19 protein-coding genes and 2 tRNA genes are annotated in these 17,488 nt (G+C 36.7%); 12 read left to right on the forward strand and 9 right to left on the reverse strand.

Annotated features, from left to right (window positions below):
• Positions 1–15: 15 nt before the first annotated feature.
• Positions 16–255 (reverse strand): DUF1289 domain-containing protein, encoded by a 240-nt coding sequence (locus tag AB4J89_RS04975; RefSeq protein ID WP_102949513.1) that lies wholly within the window; start codon positions 253–255, stop codon positions 16–18.
• Between the two features lie 185 nt (positions 256–440).
• Between AB4J89_RS04975 and gloA the strand changes: the two genes are divergently transcribed.
• Together gloA and rnt are read left to right on the forward strand one after the other, a co-directional pair.
• Positions 441–848: a lactoylglutathione lyase gene (gene gloA / locus AB4J89_RS04980; RefSeq protein WP_036937247.1), complete on the forward strand. Its 408-nt coding sequence runs from the start codon at positions 441–443 to the stop codon at positions 846–848.
• A 95-nt stretch (positions 849–943) separates the two neighbouring features.
• Positions 944–1,582 carry a ribonuclease T gene (gene rnt / locus AB4J89_RS04985; RefSeq protein WP_075673239.1) on the forward strand — a complete coding sequence of 213 codons (639 nt, stop codon included), beginning with the start codon at positions 944–946 and terminating at the stop codon, positions 1,580–1,582.
• A 123-nt stretch (positions 1,583–1,705) separates the two neighbouring features.
• Here the strand turns inward: rnt and AB4J89_RS04990 are convergent, their stop codons facing one another.
• Positions 1,706–2,047: a Grx4 family monothiol glutaredoxin gene (locus tag AB4J89_RS04990; RefSeq protein ID WP_006537039.1), complete on the reverse strand. Its 342-nt coding sequence runs from the start codon at positions 2,045–2,047 to the stop codon at positions 1,706–1,708.
• A gap of 355 nt (positions 2,048–2,402) precedes the next feature.
• Positions 2,403–2,867, reverse strand: a complete 465-nt coding sequence (locus AB4J89_RS04995; protein ID WP_088495746.1) for a hypothetical protein — start codon at positions 2,865–2,867, stop codon at positions 2,403–2,405.
• Between the two features lie 547 nt (positions 2,868–3,414).
• Here AB4J89_RS04995 and AB4J89_RS05000 point away from each other — a divergent pair.
• Entirely contained in the window at positions 3,415–4,230 is an 816-nt protein-coding gene (locus AB4J89_RS05000) for a sulfite exporter TauE/SafE family protein (protein ID WP_311754739.1), read from the forward strand.
• A gap of 183 nt (positions 4,231–4,413) precedes the next feature.
• On the opposite strand, the gene AB4J89_RS05005 is transcribed toward AB4J89_RS05000, so the two are convergent.
• The 3 genes from AB4J89_RS05005 to AB4J89_RS05015 form a co-directional block, all read right to left on the reverse strand.
• On the reverse strand, positions 4,414–4,884 hold the full coding sequence (locus AB4J89_RS05005) for a hypothetical protein (RefSeq protein WP_368468331.1): 471 nt from the start codon (positions 4,882–4,884) through the stop codon (positions 4,414–4,416).
• Between the two features lie 113 nt (positions 4,885–4,997).
• On the reverse strand, positions 4,998–5,357 hold the full coding sequence (locus AB4J89_RS05010) for a hypothetical protein (RefSeq protein ID WP_368468333.1): 360 nt from the start codon (positions 5,355–5,357) through the stop codon (positions 4,998–5,000).
• Between the two features lie 29 nt (positions 5,358–5,386).
• Positions 5,387–5,911 (reverse strand): hypothetical protein, encoded by a 525-nt coding sequence (locus AB4J89_RS05015; protein WP_088495750.1) that lies wholly within the window; start codon positions 5,909–5,911, stop codon positions 5,387–5,389.
• Between the two features lie 385 nt (positions 5,912–6,296).
• On the opposite strand from AB4J89_RS05015, the gene sodB reads away from it, so the two are divergent.
• A complete protein-coding gene (gene sodB, locus AB4J89_RS05020) occupies positions 6,297–6,875 on the forward strand; it encodes a superoxide dismutase [Fe] (RefSeq protein ID WP_072062546.1) in 579 nt (192 codons plus the stop codon).
• Positions 6,876–7,012: 137 nt separating this feature from the next.
• On the opposite strand, the gene AB4J89_RS05025 is transcribed toward sodB, so the two are convergent.
• Entirely contained in the window at positions 7,013–7,096 is an 84-nt protein-coding gene (locus AB4J89_RS05025) for a YnhF family membrane protein (RefSeq protein ID WP_102949514.1), read from the reverse strand.
• 268 nt (positions 7,097–7,364) lie between these two features.
• On the opposite strand from AB4J89_RS05025, the gene purR reads away from it, so the two are divergent.
• On the forward strand, positions 7,365–8,390 hold the full coding sequence (purR, locus tag AB4J89_RS05030) for an HTH-type transcriptional repressor PurR (RefSeq protein ID WP_023582340.1): 1,026 nt from the start codon (positions 7,365–7,367) through the stop codon (positions 8,388–8,390).
• A 26-nt stretch (positions 8,391–8,416) separates the two neighbouring features.
• On the opposite strand, the gene punR is transcribed toward purR, so the two are convergent.
• Positions 8,417–9,319, reverse strand: coding sequence for a DNA-binding transcriptional activator PunR (punR, locus tag AB4J89_RS05035; protein WP_088495752.1), 903 nt, complete (start codon positions 9,317–9,319; stop codon positions 8,417–8,419).
• Between the two features lie 118 nt (positions 9,320–9,437).
• On the opposite strand from punR, the gene punC reads away from it, so the two are divergent.
• Entirely contained in the window at positions 9,438–10,655 is a 1,218-nt protein-coding gene (punC, locus tag AB4J89_RS05040) for a purine nucleoside transporter PunC (RefSeq protein WP_088495753.1), read from the forward strand.
• Between the two features lie 305 nt (positions 10,656–10,960).
• Positions 10,961–12,115 carry a cyclopropane fatty acyl phospholipid synthase gene (gene cfa / locus AB4J89_RS05045; protein WP_088495754.1) on the forward strand — a complete coding sequence of 385 codons (1,155 nt, stop codon included), beginning with the start codon at positions 10,961–10,963 and terminating at the stop codon, positions 12,113–12,115.
• Between the two features lie 88 nt (positions 12,116–12,203).
• Here the strand turns inward: cfa and AB4J89_RS05050 are convergent, their stop codons facing one another.
• Positions 12,204–12,875, reverse strand: coding sequence for a riboflavin synthase subunit alpha (locus AB4J89_RS05050; RefSeq protein WP_194952370.1), 672 nt, complete (start codon positions 12,873–12,875; stop codon positions 12,204–12,206).
• 313 nt (positions 12,876–13,188) lie between these two features.
• On the opposite strand from AB4J89_RS05050, the gene AB4J89_RS05055 reads away from it, so the two are divergent.
• From AB4J89_RS05055 to AB4J89_RS05075, 5 genes are all read left to right on the forward strand, one after another.
• Positions 13,189–14,562 carry an MATE family efflux transporter gene (locus AB4J89_RS05055; protein WP_102949515.1) on the forward strand — a complete coding sequence of 458 codons (1,374 nt, stop codon included), beginning with the start codon at positions 13,189–13,191 and terminating at the stop codon, positions 14,560–14,562.
• 148 nt (positions 14,563–14,710) lie between these two features.
• Positions 14,711–14,787: transfer RNA gene (locus tag AB4J89_RS05060), tRNA-Val, on the forward strand.
• A gap of 29 nt (positions 14,788–14,816) precedes the next feature.
• Positions 14,817–14,893, forward strand: a tRNA-Val gene (locus AB4J89_RS05065).
• A gap of 467 nt (positions 14,894–15,360) precedes the next feature.
• Complete coding sequence (gene pykF, locus AB4J89_RS05070; protein ID WP_194952369.1) at positions 15,361–16,773, forward strand: pyruvate kinase PykF; 1,413 nt, start codon at positions 15,361–15,363, stop codon at positions 16,771–16,773.
• A gap of 446 nt (positions 16,774–17,219) precedes the next feature.
• Positions 17,220–17,459 (forward strand): Lpp/OprI family alanine-zipper lipoprotein, encoded by a 240-nt coding sequence (locus AB4J89_RS05075; protein ID WP_036913221.1) that lies wholly within the window; start codon positions 17,220–17,222, stop codon positions 17,457–17,459.
• The last annotated feature ends 29 nt before the right edge of the window (positions 17,460–17,488 follow it).

Here is a 17,488-nt window from a genome sequence, read left to right on the forward strand (position 1 = left end):
AAATAAGTGGAATATTTAAAATAAATTGAGTTGATCATTCTCTTTTTCAATTGCGGAACCCATTTTTTTTAATGATCTTAAATAACGTTGCTGACAAAGTCGTAATATATTCCTTTTCTCATGTTGATTCATTGTTGACCAATTAAACCGCTCTTGACGGCTGCGATAGCACCCCACGCAATATCCTTGCGCATTCATTTCGCAACGTCCAATACAAGGACTAGGAATATCAAAAAATTCTAATTGTTCTTGCATTTGATTTTCCCTCCCTATTGTTTGTTACAATAGAGTATAGTTAATAGAGATATTATCTGCACAACATGATTTATTGAACTGTTAAAGGCGTAGTAAAATTGAACTTTAGGGCTTTAACGCGTTATAGTACTCCGCCATCAGTTTATCTGTAGGGTTTAATCATTAAAAAAACACAAGAGGTTTATATGCGAGTACTTCATACCATGATCCGAGTGGGCGATTTACAACGTTCTATCGACTTTTATACCAAGGTTTTAGGTATGCAACTTCTACGCACTAGCGAGAATGAGGAATATAAATACTCGTTAGCTTTTGTTGGTTATGGTGATGAAAGCACAGGTGCGGTTATTGAGTTAACCTATAACTGGGGTGTAAATAGCTACGAAATGGGAACTGCTTTTGGGCATGTAGCATTAGGTGTTGATGATGTTGCTGCAACCTGTGAAGCCATTCGTCAAGCTGGCGGTAATGTTACCCGTGATGCTGGTCCAGTAAAAGGTGGCTCAACAATTATTGCTTTTGTTGAAGATCCTGATGGATACAAAATCGAGCTCATCGAAAACAAAAGTGCAAGTCACGCTCTAGGTAACTAATTTTTATTAAAACCAGAAAGATAACATGTTTATCTTTCTGGCCTTACTGATTATCAATTTCCGATATTCTATTTTTGTCGGATAAGTACAACTTAATGCCTGATATAAATAATCCCAATAAGCTTTGTAACCGTTTTCGGGGTTACTACCCTGTTGTCATTGATGTTGAAACAGGTGGATTTAATGCGAAAACAGACGGTTTACTTGAAATCGCCGCTATTACATTAAAAATGGATGAACAAGGTTGGCTAAAACCGGACAACACATTACATTTTCATGTCGAACCCTTTGAAGGGGCTAATCTAGAGCCGGCAGCCTTAGAATTTACAGGTATTGATCCAACCAATCCTTTACGTGGTGCAGTCAGTGAATATGAAGCCTTTCATGCCATTTTTAAAATGGTACGTAAAGGAATGAAAGATGCAGACTGTAATCGCGCCATTATTGTGGCGCATAATGCAAATTTTGATCACAGCTTTGTAATGGCTGCGGCTGAGCGTGCCGGATTAAAACGTAACCCTTTTCACCCTTTTGCCACCTTTGATACAGCGGCTTTAAGTGGATTAGTATTAGGGCAGACAATTTTGGCTAAAGCCTGTATCACTGCTGGCATTCCCTTTGATAGCAAATTAGCGCATGGCGCGTTATACGATACAAATCGTACATCATTACTTTTTTGTGAATTAGTTAACCGCTGGAAAAAGCTTGGTGGATGGCCATTACCTACACCTTAAAGTCATGGTGTCTCAGGCACATTTATGAATAACAGAAAAAAGCCAGTTCAATGATTGAACTGGCTTTTTTATTGAAGATCTCACTATTTTTATACGTTTCAATACCGAAACGATAAAATTTAATTACTGTGCTTCTTCTTCACCACGATACTTATCAGCAGTCTCTTTTAATAACTTCTGTAACTCACCGCGCTGATACATTTCTAAAATGATGTCACATCCACCGACTAATTCACCATCTACCCATAATTGTGGGAAAGTTGGCCAGTGTGCATATTTTGGTAATTCTGCACGAATATCTGGGTTTTGCAGGATATCAACATACGCAAAACGCTCACCACAAGCAGAGATAGCTTGAACTGCCTGAGCAGAAAAACCACAACTTGGTAATTTTGGAGAACCTTTCATGTATAAAATAATTGGGTTTTCATTGATCTGGCGTTCAATTTTTTCAATAGTCGTCATTTGTAAGTCCTTACAGCCTTTTATATTCGATATGCTTTATAGGGGAAAACATGAAAGAAGAATACCACTTTATATTAGAAACCTCTATATAAGTTTAGTTATCGATATAAAACAATAGGTTGGTACTAAACCACAGTATTATTGATGAGAAAATATACAATAAAACATAAAAAATAAATCAATACGTTACAGATGTTTATGAGTATGTTTTATCTTATTATTTTATCTCTTACTACCGAAACAATCACTGACTAAAACGTTAAGAAAAATAAAAAGCCTCAATTAAGAGGCTGAGAGCATTTCAATTAAGAAAATCGTCAATGCTCGAATTGATTGGTTCAATTTAAGTAACTTATTACTGTATGGTTCCGTTTTCTAAAAGGATCAAACAACCCAATGCATCAGTAATATCGCTTATCTCACCTTTTATTTTTGCAGTTTGTCCTTTCTTAATTTTAAGAACATTATCTTCTTCACTTGGTTTTAAAGTATATGAAGCACTGGCTTTATTATTAAATGAAATAGCAACAACTTTCGGTGGTGTTGGTTTATAGAGGTCGTATCTGACTACTTCTTCTAAACTTGCGATAGTGGTCACTCTTCCCTCTAAAATAACCCACTTCCCTCTCCATTTTTTCTTTGCAGCAATCTCATTATCACTAAAGTCCTTACATATTCCTGCATAAGTCGCTTCAGTGACTGGAGATTCCATCGATGGAACTATTTGGTTTACAGCACTATTAACAGAACGAATTGCCTCGTTTATTTTACACCCTGATAATAATGTGATTATAGATAGTAATAACACCGTCTTCTTCATACAAATTCCTTTATAAAGTCAAAAAAAGATAGATAAAATATAAATCCAATAAGATAAGAATCTATTTTAATTAAATAAAACAACGCCCTCGCCAACATTATGGATAAATGTATGACTCTTTCTAAATAGCTTAATATTTTGATCTAAAAGTATAGAACATGAAAAAATAGTACTATAACTTTTCGTTATCTTATTTTAAATAAGAAAAATCTTGCCACCCTAGGCTTCCATAAATAAATAAAAATAAGCTAGTCATATTCCGATTTATTATCCCTATAAAATTAATATAATTATTTTTAGCTTATAGTTTAAAAATATAATTTATTATAAAATCCAAGATTAAATATTTAATTTATTTCTTTATTTGAATTATATTTAGCTATATATTCCTTCATATTAAAAAAGTAGCAAGAAAAGAAATAACAATTTTCATATCAAAATCAACACATTAAATTTCATAATCTATACATTAAGATAAAACGCTACCTTCTTAAAAGGATATAATGTATATAAATGAGTTTGTTATAAACCCTGATGAGAATTAACTATGGACATGATTTTGCTGTTTCTTTTAGTAGGATGTATCACTGGCTTTTTTGCTGGTCTACTTGGCATAGGAGGCGGTGCAATCATTGTTCCGGTGGTGATGTATGTAGTCAGTCAACAAGCTATTCCAACAGATATGGTGATGAAAATTGCCTTATCTACCTCATTCTCTGTCATTATATTTTCCACAGCATCTTCAGCGTATTCCCATAACAAACATAAAGCCATTTTATGGCAGCAATTTCCTTTATTATCTATTGGTACCATCATTGGCATGCTTGTGGGGACATTTCTGGTACAAAAAATGTCAAATACGATATTGCAAATCGTGTTCTGTATTTTCATGGTATATACCATCTATGGATTATTAACTAAAAAGAAAGAAGCAGAACGCATTGAAAATGTGAAAGATCCTATTGTTTCAAAAACAGCGTTAACAAGTGGCGGCTCTTTAATTGGTTTTATATCCAGCTTTATCGGTATTGCTGGCGGTACTATCACTATTCCTCTTTTAAGCCATTGGGGATTTAATACACGTAAATGTATTGCAACCTCTTCAATGATTGGTGTCATCATTGCTTCCATAGGCACAATCATGGGGATTATCTATGGTTGGAATCAAACGAATATTGATGACTATTACTTCGGCTTTATCTATTTACCTGCCTTTATTGGAATAAGCATTACTAGCGTACTCTTCGCACCTGTCGGTGTAAAAGTTGCTTATCGCCTACCGATCCCTAGAGTTCGCCAAATATTTGCATTATTCCTATTCTTAGTCGTAGTGAAAATGATGTATACGCTTATTACAGGGTAAGCAAGTGATCTGAAAATCATATTCCGTTAAATTATTCTATACAAACAATACTAAAATCTAATATTTATATATAGTATTAGATTTTAGTAAGTTAGAGTATTTATAGATAAGATAAAATGGACGAGTCTTATTAGGTAATCTTCACCTAATTAAAATAAATATATTTAAGTATCACGGATAACTTTATTCTTTTCTCACTTTAACTTGTAAAGCGAAAACAGGGTCCGTTGTACCACACATAGTACGCCCTACTGTGGCTTTTATTTTTATCCGTACATTGCCACTTTTAGGTGCTGTTCTCTGTAAACGAGCAAAAATGATAGGACGCTCTTCTTGGCGTATGACATGCTTTTGCCAATCTTCATGTGTAATAAGAGAAAGCCACTCCCCATCTTTATTTTTCACCATTAATGTCACAGTAACCCATTCTGGGTTTTCCACAATATAATATGGTGCTAAACCAGAAAATACGCCAATTTCAACCTGTTGATCATAATTTTGATTAACAATAGCTTCCGGCATATAGATTTTTTCTTGCGATTCTGACGGTGTCAATAAAATACTGGTACTACATGCAATGCCATAGAACATGCCACAGCCATTTAGCACACTACAAAAAATAAGTAGAAATAGACTCTGGACTAATCGTTTCATAGAAAAATACTTGAAAATAATACTTCCGTGCATGCTTTTATCACTCCATTGAAAAAACTTAAACTATTGTCGACAAATTTAAGTTAACCCTTATACCATCTCAAATACTATTTTTATTGTTTAGCATTAAATACCGTTCCTTGCTGCCAATCAAGGACTGAAATTCCCATTTTATTTGCTAATTCAATAACAACAGGAAGAGATTCATCTACTTTAGAGTAAACAAAACCAATAACTGGGATTTTGGTCATAAAGTTATTAATTAAAGGCCCATCACACCACACACTATCATCTATTTCATCATCGGGTAATTCGCAAAGGCACGGATATAGATGAGAAATTTCTTGATAAAAATGCAACATTGATGGGCTTAATTCCTGAATATCTTCATCTTCATATTTTTCAAAGTATTCACACGCTTTTTCAAAATCATTCGGAATAGGAAAATCAAATAGTGCAATATTATAACTCATTTTAACTCCTACACTCTATTTGCGTAAATTCAATCTAAAATATCGCTACTACGATAAATATATAAATAATAAGGCTTATGTGAATACATTATTTCTATGTTCCCTTCTTTAGCCTCAATATTCTCTATTTCAGAAAATACAAATGTTTTATTCTCACTTAATGACTCATATTCGATTATCTCTAATTCCTTGCAGTTATTTACCGAAGCTAACAATGCTTTTTTATCCTTAACTAAAGGATAAATATTTTTCATTTTCTGAGCTAAAATATCACAAACAGAGTCGATGTCATTGCCACCAAAATAGGATAGATTTACGCCGATTAACTTACCCTTATAAAATTTTAATGCATTTCTATCAGAGTCTTTCTCAAACGGAGGCTCATTATTAAAAAAACAAGTGATAATATCTTCTTTTGTTTCACACACGCCATTTTTTATAAAAGGAATATCATCAATTGATCTTCCAAAATCTAATCTCAAAGGTTCATTACTTTTAAATCCAAACCCAGATAAAAATATTATCATGCTAATAGCTATAAATATTTTTTTCATATTTGTGCATTCCTTTGAGAATAAATTTGTTACGATGTATCAATTGTAGTCTCTTACCCCAATCCATCCAAATTAGGTGACGCTATTAAATCATATTAATAGAATAAAATTTACTCTCTCCTTTTTTGCTTCTCTCATTATAAATGCGCTTTTGCTACTTTACGTACAGGCAAGAGGGATATACTCTTATGAGTATAATTAATCTATATGGCTTATAACTATAGATAAAAGATATTTAGCTGTTATTTCAGCGGATTTTTGTTAAAATAATTAGCAAAATAGTAACAACTTAGTGATTCATTTGCCTCATTCTATCAATTCAAATGATTTTGATTGAATGATTTCAGGCACAAAACCCGAAATAGATAGTTTAAAGGAGTACGCAATGTCTTTCGAATTACCAAAATTACCTTATGCGTTAGATGCTCTTGAGCCACACATCTCTAAAGAAACTTTAGAATATCACTACGGCAAACACCACCAAACCTATGTAACCAATTTAAATAATCTGGTTAAAGGCACTGATTTAGAAAGCAAATCTTTAGAAGAAATCATCAAATCTACTGATGGCGGTATCTTTAATAATGCTGCTCAAGTATGGAACCACACTTTCTACTGGAACTGCTTAGCACCAAATGCAGGTGGCGCACCAACAGGTAAAATTGCTGATGCTATCAACAAAGCATTTGGCTCTTTTGAAGAGTTCAAAAAGCAATTTAATGATGCAGCAGCTAAAAACTTCGGTTCAGGTTGGACTTGGTTAGTGAAAAAAGCTGACGGTTCAGTTGCAATTGTTAACACCTCTAATGCTGCAACTCCAGTTTCAGGTGCAGACAAACCACTGTTAACAGTAGACGTATGGGAACATGCTTACTACATCGACTACCGTAATGCGCGCGTTAAATATTTAGAAGAGTTCTGGGCACTGGTTAACTGGTCATTTGTTGAAGCTAACCTTGCTTAATTGAGCTTGATAATCAAAGGTGAGTGATTGAGATTCATTTTTGGTGACAAAATAACAAAGGGCCTTGAGCCCTTTGTTATATTCAGATATTCGATAATCTATTATTTAAATTGATCGGATATTCTATAAAGCAGTGATTAGAACATCATAGTAGAAAATAAAACGATCATAACAAGCGCTGCTACTGCTGTACTCAAACCAAATTTCAGATCCGTATCCATCTATTTCTCCCTCAAAATGATTATAATACACATTTTTAACCATAACCTTGTCATGGTTAATTATTATCACATATCAAAATTTGCTAAAATAGCGACCAGTGCACAATTTATAACATTGATTAATACTTTCACTTTTGAGCTAGATCATACAAAATTCACAGCTAATCGCTAAATTATTGCCAGTGTTTGCCCTATGTATGACTATACTGGCAGTTAAACCATAAAATTAGATAAAAGAGACCAATGAAGGTCAGGAGTTTTCCACACCATGGCAACAATAAAAGACGTGGCAAAACGCGCAGGCGTATCAACCACGACTGTTTCTCATGTGATCAACAAAACACGTTTTGTTGCTGAGAACACACGGGCAGCAGTTTGGGCCGCTATAAAAGAATTAAATTATTCGCCTAGTGCCGTTGCGCGTAGTTTAAAAGTCAATCACACCAAATCTATTGGCCTGTTAGCCACGTCCAGTGAAGCTCCTTACTTTGCTGAAGTGATTGAAGCTGTTGAAAATAGTTGTTACAGCAAAGGCTACACACTGATTTTATGTAATTCACATAATAACCTCGATAAACAAAAAGCCTATTTAGCGATGCTGGCACAAAAACGTGTTGATGGATTATTAGTCATGTGTTCTGAATATCCCGATCACCTTCTTACTCTTTTAGAGGGCTATCGTAATATTCCAATGGTTGTCATGGATTGGGGTAAGGCACGTGGCGACTTTACAGATACCATTATCGATAACGCATTCCATGGTGGTTATATTGCAGGTCGTTACCTTATTGAACGCGGTCATCGTGATATTGGTATTATCCCTGGTCCATTAGAACGTAATACAGGTGGTGGTCGCTTACAAGGTTTCTTAAAAGCCATGGAAGAAGCAAAAATCACAGTCAAAGACGAATGGATTGTACAAGGCGACTTCGAGCCAGAATCTGGTTATAAAGCTATGTACCAAATGCTAAACCAAAAACATCGCCCTACTGCTGTTTTTTGTGGAGGTGATGTTATGGCGATGGGCGCAATTTGTGCCGCAGATGAACTTGGTCTGCGTGTTCCTTTTGATATTTCTATTGTTGGCTATGACAATATTCGTAATGCACGTTATTTTACGCCTGCACTAACAACCGTCCACCAGCCAAAAGAACGTCTAGGTCAAATGGCATTATCGATGCTCCTTGATCGTATCGTCAATAAACGCGAAGACGCCCAAACAATCGAAGTTCATCCACGATTAGTTGAGCGCCGTTCAGTTGCTGACGGTCCTTTTATCGACTACCGTCGCTAATTCATATTTATTTAGCTATCTGATTTCTAGCGAAGCCATTCCTCATTTAAGGTTTGGCTATCTCCAAGATAATCTAACAACCATGTCAAAGCGGGCGATTCACTTTTATCGACCCACGTCAGGCAGCATGGGCTGTCTGGCAATGGTTGTGCCAGTTGTAAAGTCACCAGCTTACCTTGTTCAATTAAAGGTTCAGCACGGTGCCAAGGCACCATTCCAACGCATAATCCCGCTAACAAACATTCAAGCCCCATATCCCATGTCGGTACAACCATTCTGCGCTGATTATTTAGCGCCCAAGTGTCACGCTTTGGTAAACTGCGTGAGGTATCCTCTAAACATAAACTTGGATAAGGCCGCATTTCATCATCCGTTAATGGATGTTGTGCTTTCGCTAAAGGGTGATCAACATGGCAAACACAGCGCCAAGGCATAAATCCCATATCTCTAAAGCTATAACGTTCACCGATTGGCGAGGCCCTTGTTGCACCAATGGCTAAATCAACACGACCATTAACTAAGGAGTCCCATACGCCATTAAACACTTCAGGGTAGACATACAGTTCTATATCCGGAAAATGGCGGTAGAAATCGAGAATAAGTTGTTGTGTTCTTTCAGGTTTAACAATGCCATCAACTGCTATACTAAATTGACCGCGCCATCCATTAGAAACTTGTTGACAAAGATGTCGAGTGTCATTCATTTTTTTGATAACAGATCGTGCTTCTTTGATGAAAATTTTACCTGCGTCGGTTAATTCTACATCACGATGACGACGCTCAAACAAAGGAACGGCAAGCCATTCCTCTAATTGCCGAACTGTGTAACTAACGGCGGATGGCACTCTGTGCAATTCTTGAGCAGCCGAGCTAAAACTTCCTGTTCTTGCGACTGCATCAACAACTTCTAAAGAGTATTCTGACCACATAGAGTTTATTCCTTTGAAAATTTTTCACAGCATTAACCAAATATTCCCGTTTCACAAGTAAAATAGGTCTTAGTTACAATACATAAAATGTTCTACATCACATAGCATAGAAAATAAAATGAATTCTAAAACATCCACACAATCAAAAACACCTATGAGCTTTATGGTGTACCTAGCTGGTTTGAGTATGCTAGGTTATTTAGCTATTGATATGTACTTACCTGCATTTGGTATGATGCAGCGTGAACTCTCTATCAGCGAAGGTGCTATTAGTAATAGCTTAAGTATCTTTTTATTTGGTTTTGCTGTTGCTCAGTTACTTTGGGGACCGCTTTCTGACAAAGTAGGTCGTAAACCTATTCTTCTTATTGGTTTAAGCCTTTTCTCTTTAGGCTGCCTTGGTATGCTGTGGGTTGAAAGTGCAACTGGCTTGCTTGCTATGCGCTTCCTACAAGCTTTCGGCGTCTGCTCTGCTGCTGTTATTTGGCAAGCTCTTGTCATCGACCGTTTTGATGAATCTCGCGCTCAGCACGTTTTTGCTTTAATTATGCCACTAGTTGCATTATCACCAGCACTTGCGCCTTTAATCGGCGCATCGCTATTAGATCACGGTGGCTGGCGTATGATTTTTATGCTGTTAATGGCAGTAACATTAGTTCTAATGTTACCGACATTAATGCTAAAAAACATTAAACAAAAATCAGTTACAGATGCAAACCAATCTTCAGCATCATTTATGACTTTACTAAAATCCCCTCTCTACACAGGTAACGTATTAGTTTACGCTTCTTGTAGTGCAGGTTTCTTTGCTTGGCTAGCTGGCTCACCAATTATTCTTGAAAAGATGGGCTACTCTCCTCAGGATATCGGTTTAAGTTATATTCCACAAACTATTGCATTTATGGTGGGTGGTTATGGTTGTCGTATTTTACTGTCAAAAATGACAGGTAAAACACTGCTGCCACTGTTATTAATTGGTTATGCTGTCAGTATGACTGCGTTATACCTTGTTGCTAAATTTACTGAACCAACATTAACAACTATTTTAATTCCGTTCTGTATTATGGCTGCAATGAATGGTGCTTCTTATCCAATCGCAGTATCTAATGCTTTATCCGCTTATCCTGAAATCAGTGGTAAAGCTGCTGCGTTACAAAATGCGCTTCAACTAGGTCTTTGCAGCTTAGCAAGTTTTATTGTCTCTGCATTTATCAGCCAACAACCTTTGATTAACACCACGGCAATTATGGCGTTAACAGCAATCCCAATGGCAGTTGGTTACTTTATTCAGCGTAATAAATCTGTTACCAAACACACAGTTCAAACCGCAGAATAATCGAGCCCCTTCTTTTAAGAATCATCTTAAAAAGGCCGTTTTATAAAAAATGGCCTTTTTCTTTTCTAGAGAAAAACATTCTACATCTCTATACTTACCTATACGCTGTAATAGCGTTTTATTTATTTTTCTTTCGGATTTTGAGACATTAAACAGATTATTCGCTGATTATGTCAGATTAGTTGTCTTATTAATTCTATTCGTTCAATTCAGACTGAACACAATACCATTTTAATACTGTCAATCTGCACACATCCTTTCTTAGCTTTATGTCTCAAAACCCGCTTAGTTTACGCGGAGAGTATATGAGTACATCTTGTGTAGAAGAAGGCCGAAAGACCTCCAACGATCCTTATAAAAAGATCGCAATAGAACTGTTAGCTCATGCTGATATTCGAGTTAATGGCTCAGAACCTTATGATATTCAGGTTCATAATCAAAATTTTTATAAAAGAGTATTACAGCAAGGCTCATTAGGTCTCGGCGAAAGTTATATGGATGGTTGGTGGGATTGTGAACGATTAGATATATTCTTTCATAAAGTTTTACGTGCTGGTCTTGAAAATAAGCTCCCACAAAACCTACGCGATATTTTCAAGATTGCGACAGCCCGCCTTTTTAATCTGCAAACACAAAAACGTGCATGGATGGTAGGTAAAGAGCATTACGACCTTGGTAATGATCTATTTACTGCCATGCTTGATCCTAATATGCAATATTCCTGTGGTTACTGGAAAAATGCAGATAATTTAACTCAAGCTCAAGAACATAAATTAGATTTAATTTGCCGAAAATTAGATTTAAAACCGGGGATGACCTTATTAGACATCGGCTGCGGTTGGGGTGGACTTGCAGGCTATGCAGCCAAACATTTTGGCGTTTCTGTAACGGGAGTCACTATTTCTGTTGAACAGCAAAAACTTGCACAAGCCCGATGCCAAGGACTTGATGTTAATATTATTTTAGAAGACTATCGTGATTTACATGAAAAGTTTGATCGCATAGTTTCAGTGGGTATGTTTGAGCATGTAGGACCTAAAAATTATGCCACTTATTTTGATGTGGTTCGTCGTAATTTAAAGGAAGATGGTCTGTTTTTATTGCACACCATAGGTTCTAACCGCGACAAAGTAAATGTAGATAGCTGGATAAGCAAATATATCTTTCCTAATGGATGTTTACCGTCTATTCAAAAAATTGCTCATGCAATGGACAGTAAATTTGTAATGGAAGATTGGCATAACTTTGGGGCTGATTACGATAAAACACTAATGGCATGGTATCAGCGTTTTTTAGCCTATTGGCCAGATATTGAATCTAATTACACGCCACGCTTTAAACGTATGTTTAGTTATTATCTTAATGCCTGTGCGGGTGCATTTCGTGCCAGAGATATTCAGTTATGGCAAATTGTCCTAAGCCCTAAAGGTCATATTGGCGGTTTACAAATCCCTCGCTAATTATTCTTTTTATAAAAAGAGAAAAGCCAGTTTGATTGATAAACTGGCTTTTTCTTTGATTATCTTTTAAGAGCAACAACATTAATTATTAATTATGTGAAGCTTGTTCTTCATTTTCATTTTGTTGTGCTGCTAATAAAGCTTGTTGCTGTGCTTGTTGCGCCATAACGCGCTCTACTGTATCAACAATCGCTTGAGTTTGAGGATCAAGTTCAATATTGACTTTATCACCAAGGCGTTTGCGACCTAATGTCGTTCTATCGCGCGTTTCAGGAATTAAATGGACACAAAAACGGTTATTAACCACATCGCCCACAGTTAGGCTTATTCCATCAATACCAATAAAACCTTTGTGTAAAATATACTTCATTAATGCTTTATCAAAGATACGAAACCAAATTTGTAAATTATTTTCTGATGTTATAATTTTGGCAACTTCGGCAGTTGTGACAATATGACCAGACATCACATGCCCGCCTATTTCATCACCGTATTTAGCCGCACGTTCAATATTCACTTCAGAACCGACTTTTAATTCACCAAGGTTAGTTAAACGTAATGTCTCTTTCACTAGATCAAAGCTAATATGTGTACCTTCAATTTTAGTGACCGTTAAACAGCAACCATTATTTGCAACAGAAGCACCTGTTTCTAAATTGCCGACTAACTCTTTGGGTAATTCAATGATATGGGTACGAAAATCGCCTTTATCTTCGATAGCAATAACCCGCCCTTTTCCCTGAACAATACCTGTAAACATCTTACATCTCCTTGGATCGATAAACTGGTAAACTCAATTTAGGCTTATGCTATTAAGGATAACATAGCTCGTATTAATACAAAGGAACAATTATCGTATTTATTCCTTGTCGATGATTGCCGTTAAATATAGCGTAAAAACACCTAATAAATTATCAAAATCCTGTGCTTGAAAAGCTAAACTTCTTTCGTTGCTAATTAAACTTTTATCATTAGAATAAGCGGTCTTGAGGATCTCTTTACGTCATTTTAACAATACGACGTTTGTTCTCTTCCTTTCCTTTCGTTTTCTTATAATAAATAAAGGTGTATGCGTGCAGAAGTACATAAGAGAAGCGCGTAGCTTACTTGCTCTCGGTATCCCCGTTATCATCGCGCAATTTTCCCAGACAGCAATGGGTGTCGTTGATACTGTCATGGCGGGTGCTGTAAATGCCACAGAAATGTCGGCGGTGGCAGTAGGTACGTCTATTTGGTTACCAACGATTTTATTAGGCCAAGGTATATTAATGGCATTAACCCCAATCGTTGCTCAATTAAATGGTTCAGGACAACGAAAACACATTGCTAATCGTACGCAGCAAGGTTTTTGGCTCGCCACTTTCTTATCAATCATGGTAATTGCTATTCTTTATAACAGCCGTTTTATTATTGAAGCGCAACATGATATAGAACCCGAATTAGCCGAAAAGGCCATTGGATTTATTCATGCCATTATGTGGGGTGCACCTGGTTGCCTTTACTATCAGGTACTGAGAAGTCAATGTGAGGGATTATCTAAAACAAAACCTGGCATGATAATTGGTTTTGTTGGCCTATTAATTAATATCCCTGTCAACTACGCCTTTATTTACGGTAAATTTGGCGCACCACAATTAGGGGGTATTGGTTGTGGTGTTGCAACGGCTTCTGTTTTCTGGGCGATGTTCTTAATGATGCGTTATTACGTGCGTCGAGCACCGACACAACGTGATGTTATGCCAAAGAAACGTTTAGTCAGTCCTGATTTCCACACGATAAAACGTATTACATTTTTAGGATTACCTGTTGGCTTAGCCTTATTCTTTGAGGTAACACTATTTGCCGTTGTTGCATTATTAGTTTCACCTTTAGGTGTTACTGCGGTTGCCAGTCATCAGATAGCACTTAACTTTAGCTCACTAATGTTTATGTTCCCTCTTTCATTGGGAATAGCAGCAACAATCCGTGTCGGTCATAACTTAGGGCAACGCTCTACAGAGCAAGCGCGTATTTCAGCCATTACAGCACTTGCTGTTGGGCTAATGTTAGCAAGTTGTACCGCGATTTTCTCTATTATCTTCAGAGAAAAAATCGCGTTAATGTATAACGATAATATTGAAGTGGTGACGTTAGCTTCCCATCTTATGTTATTCGCTGCGCTTTATCAGTTATCAGATTCTGTGCAAGTTATTGGCTCAGGTGTATTACGAGGTTATAAAGATACTCGTTCTATCTTCTTTATTACCTTTATTGCCTACTGGGTAATTGGGCTACCTTCTGGTTATATATTAGGGCGTACTAATTACTTTGTTGAAGCGATGGGACCTGCTGGTTTCTGGATTGGCTTTATTTTAGGTTTAACTGCCTCAGCAATTATGATGGGTTCCCGCATTTGGTGGATACAACGCCAATCTGATGAAGTGGTACTATTACGCTCAGAGCGTTAAACAGAAACGGTTATTTAGGCAAAGGAATGACACAAATATCAACAAATAGCTTTAAATACGAGCAGTTGAATATAAATTTGTGTTTTTCCTCTTGCCAGAATCGAATCATCTCGTTAATATTCGTCCCCGTTGTCACCTAATAGATAATGCGTCCATAGCTCAGTTGGTTAGAGCACCACCTTGACATGGTGGGGGTCGGTGGTTCGAGTCCACTTGGACGCACCATTTATTTTTCGATAACATCTCAATACAGTGCGTCCATAGCTCAGTTGGTTAGAGCACCACCTTGACATGGTGGGGGTCGGTGGTTCGAGTCCACTTGGACGCACCATTTCTCTTTCTCTATTTTCTTATTTTTATTCTTCTTACCTACCCTACAAAATAATTAATCTAGCTTGCAATATTTTATTGCGCAACAAAGTGTTTAAAAAACAAGCAGTCAGCTCCGTATTTTGATCACATCACTTAAATTTACCTTTTTTCGATTTTCTTCATAGAAATTAACCTCTATAATACGAAACATAATTTTGTTGAAAGGTTTCAGCGTATTGATTTACGGGCATCTTTAGAAAACAGAACAAATGAATCGTGATAGACTATAATGTAAGATGTCTGCCAACCTTTGATACAAAATAGTGACAAGATTTTTATGATGTTGCTGAACCATTAACATGTTGCGCAACTTATCTATGAGAGATGAGTTTGTACACCCTGTTTTGCACCGTTGATACTGTTAATAGAAAACGGCGACATTAATCCTTATTCATCCATTACAATACAACCATTAAATAGACTGCCATGAAAAAGACAAAAATTGTTTGCACCATCGGACCAAAAACCGAATCTGAAGAAAAACTGAATCAATTACTGGACGCAGGCATGAACGTTATGCGTCTAAACTTCTCTCACGGTGACTATGAAGAGCATGGCAACCGTATCAAAAATCTGCGTAATGTTTGCGCTAAAACAGGCAAAAAAGCCGCTATCTTATTAGATACTAAAGGCCCAGAAATCCGTACCATCAAATTAGAAGGTGGTAATGATGTCGCTTTAGTTGCTGGTCAAACATTCACTTTCACTACAGACAAAACTGTTGTGGGTAACAAAGACCGCGTTGCTGTAACTTACGAAGGTTTCGCTAAAGACTTAACTGTTGGTAACACCGTTTTAGTTGATGATGGTCTTATCGGCATGAAAGTCACTGCTGTAACTGATAAAGAAGTTGTTTGTGAAGTTTTAAACAACGGTGACTTAGGTGAAAACAAAGGTGTTAACTTACCTGGCGTTTCTATCGGTTTACCTGCATTAGCTGAAAAAGATAAACAAGATCTTATCTTTGGTTGCGAGCAAGGCGTTGATTTCGTTGCTGCATCATTTATTCGTAAACGTTCTGACGTTGAGGAAATGCGTGCTCACTTAAATGCGCACGGCGGCGAAAACATCATGATCATCTCAAAAATTGAAAACCAAGAAGGTTTAAACAATTTTGATGAGATCTTAGAAGCATCTGACGGTATCATGGTTGCTCGTGGCGACTTAGGTGTTGAGATCCCAGTTGAAGAAGTTATCTTCGCACAAAAAATGATGATCGAAAAATGTAACGCTGCGCGTAAAGTGGTTATCACTGCAACGCAAATGTTAGATTCAATGATCAAAAACCCACGCCCTACTCGTGCTGAAGCGGGTGACGTTGCGAATGCTATCTTAGATGGTACTGATGCTGTTATGTTGTCAGGCGAAAGTGCGAAAGGTAAATACCCAGTAGAAGCTGTGACTATCATGGCAACTATCTGTGATCGTACAGATCGTATCATGCAATCTCGTCTTGATTACAAACAAACAGCTGCAAAATTACGCGTAACTGAAGCAGTTTGTCGCGGTGCGGTTGAAATGGCTGAAAACTTAGATGCACCTCTGATTGTTGTTGCAACTTTCGGTGGTAAATCAGCTCGTTCTATCCGTAAATATTTCCCAACAGCACCAATCTTAGCATTAACAAACAACGAAGAAACAGCTCGTCAGTTACTGCTAGTTAAAGGTGTAACCACTCAATTAGTTAAAGAAATCTCTTCTACTGACGACTTCTACCGTATCGGTAAAGAAGCTGCATTAGCAAGTGGTTTAGCGCATGCTGGTGAGCGTGTTGTTATGGTTACCGGTGCACTGGTTGATAGCGGTACTACAAATACTTCATCTGTTCACGTTCTGTAATTTTATACAACGCGAATACGTCAAACGCCACTCATTGAGTGGCGTTTTCTTTATGTGTTTCCAAAAAATTTTCTCTTTCCCATTTTCCACTATTCCTTTTTAGATTACTTTCCATTCCTGTTTCTATCTCTTTTTTTATCTATTTATGTCTATTAATCAATCAGGTTACGAGTAAATCACCAATGTCAAATTGTGTGATTTTTAGTCATTAAATCACTTTTTAATGATTAGGATTTTTACTAATAATGAACTTTTGTGAGAAAACACGCATTTATTGTGCTGAAAATTTACAATATAAGTGTTATTTTTCCTATTGTTATAGGAAACGCAAGATACACTTATTACGAATAAATCCAGCATTTTCCTATATGTGTGCCATACTTATTAATGGTTTCATATAAATGCTACTTGTTCCTTTACACAAACTAATAATAGAGGTTGTAACTATGAAAGCGAAACTTGTACTAGGTGCGGTAATTCTGGCTTCAGGCTTATTAGCAGGTTGTTCTTCTAGTAATAATGCACAATTAGATCAAATCTCTTCTGATGTAAGCCGCCTGAATACTCAAGTTCAGCAACTAAGTGGTGATGTACAATCTGCTCGCGCTGAAGCTAAATCAGCTTACGACGAAGCAGCTCGTGCAAATCAGCGTTTAGATAACCAAGTCACTACTTATAAAAAGTAATTTGACTCACCGATAAGCTGAAAACAGCT

Source organism: Proteus sp. STS61-E (genome assembly GCF_040932335.1).
Taxonomy (GTDB): domain Bacteria; phylum Pseudomonadota; class Gammaproteobacteria; order Enterobacterales; family Enterobacteriaceae; genus Proteus; species Proteus mirabilis_B.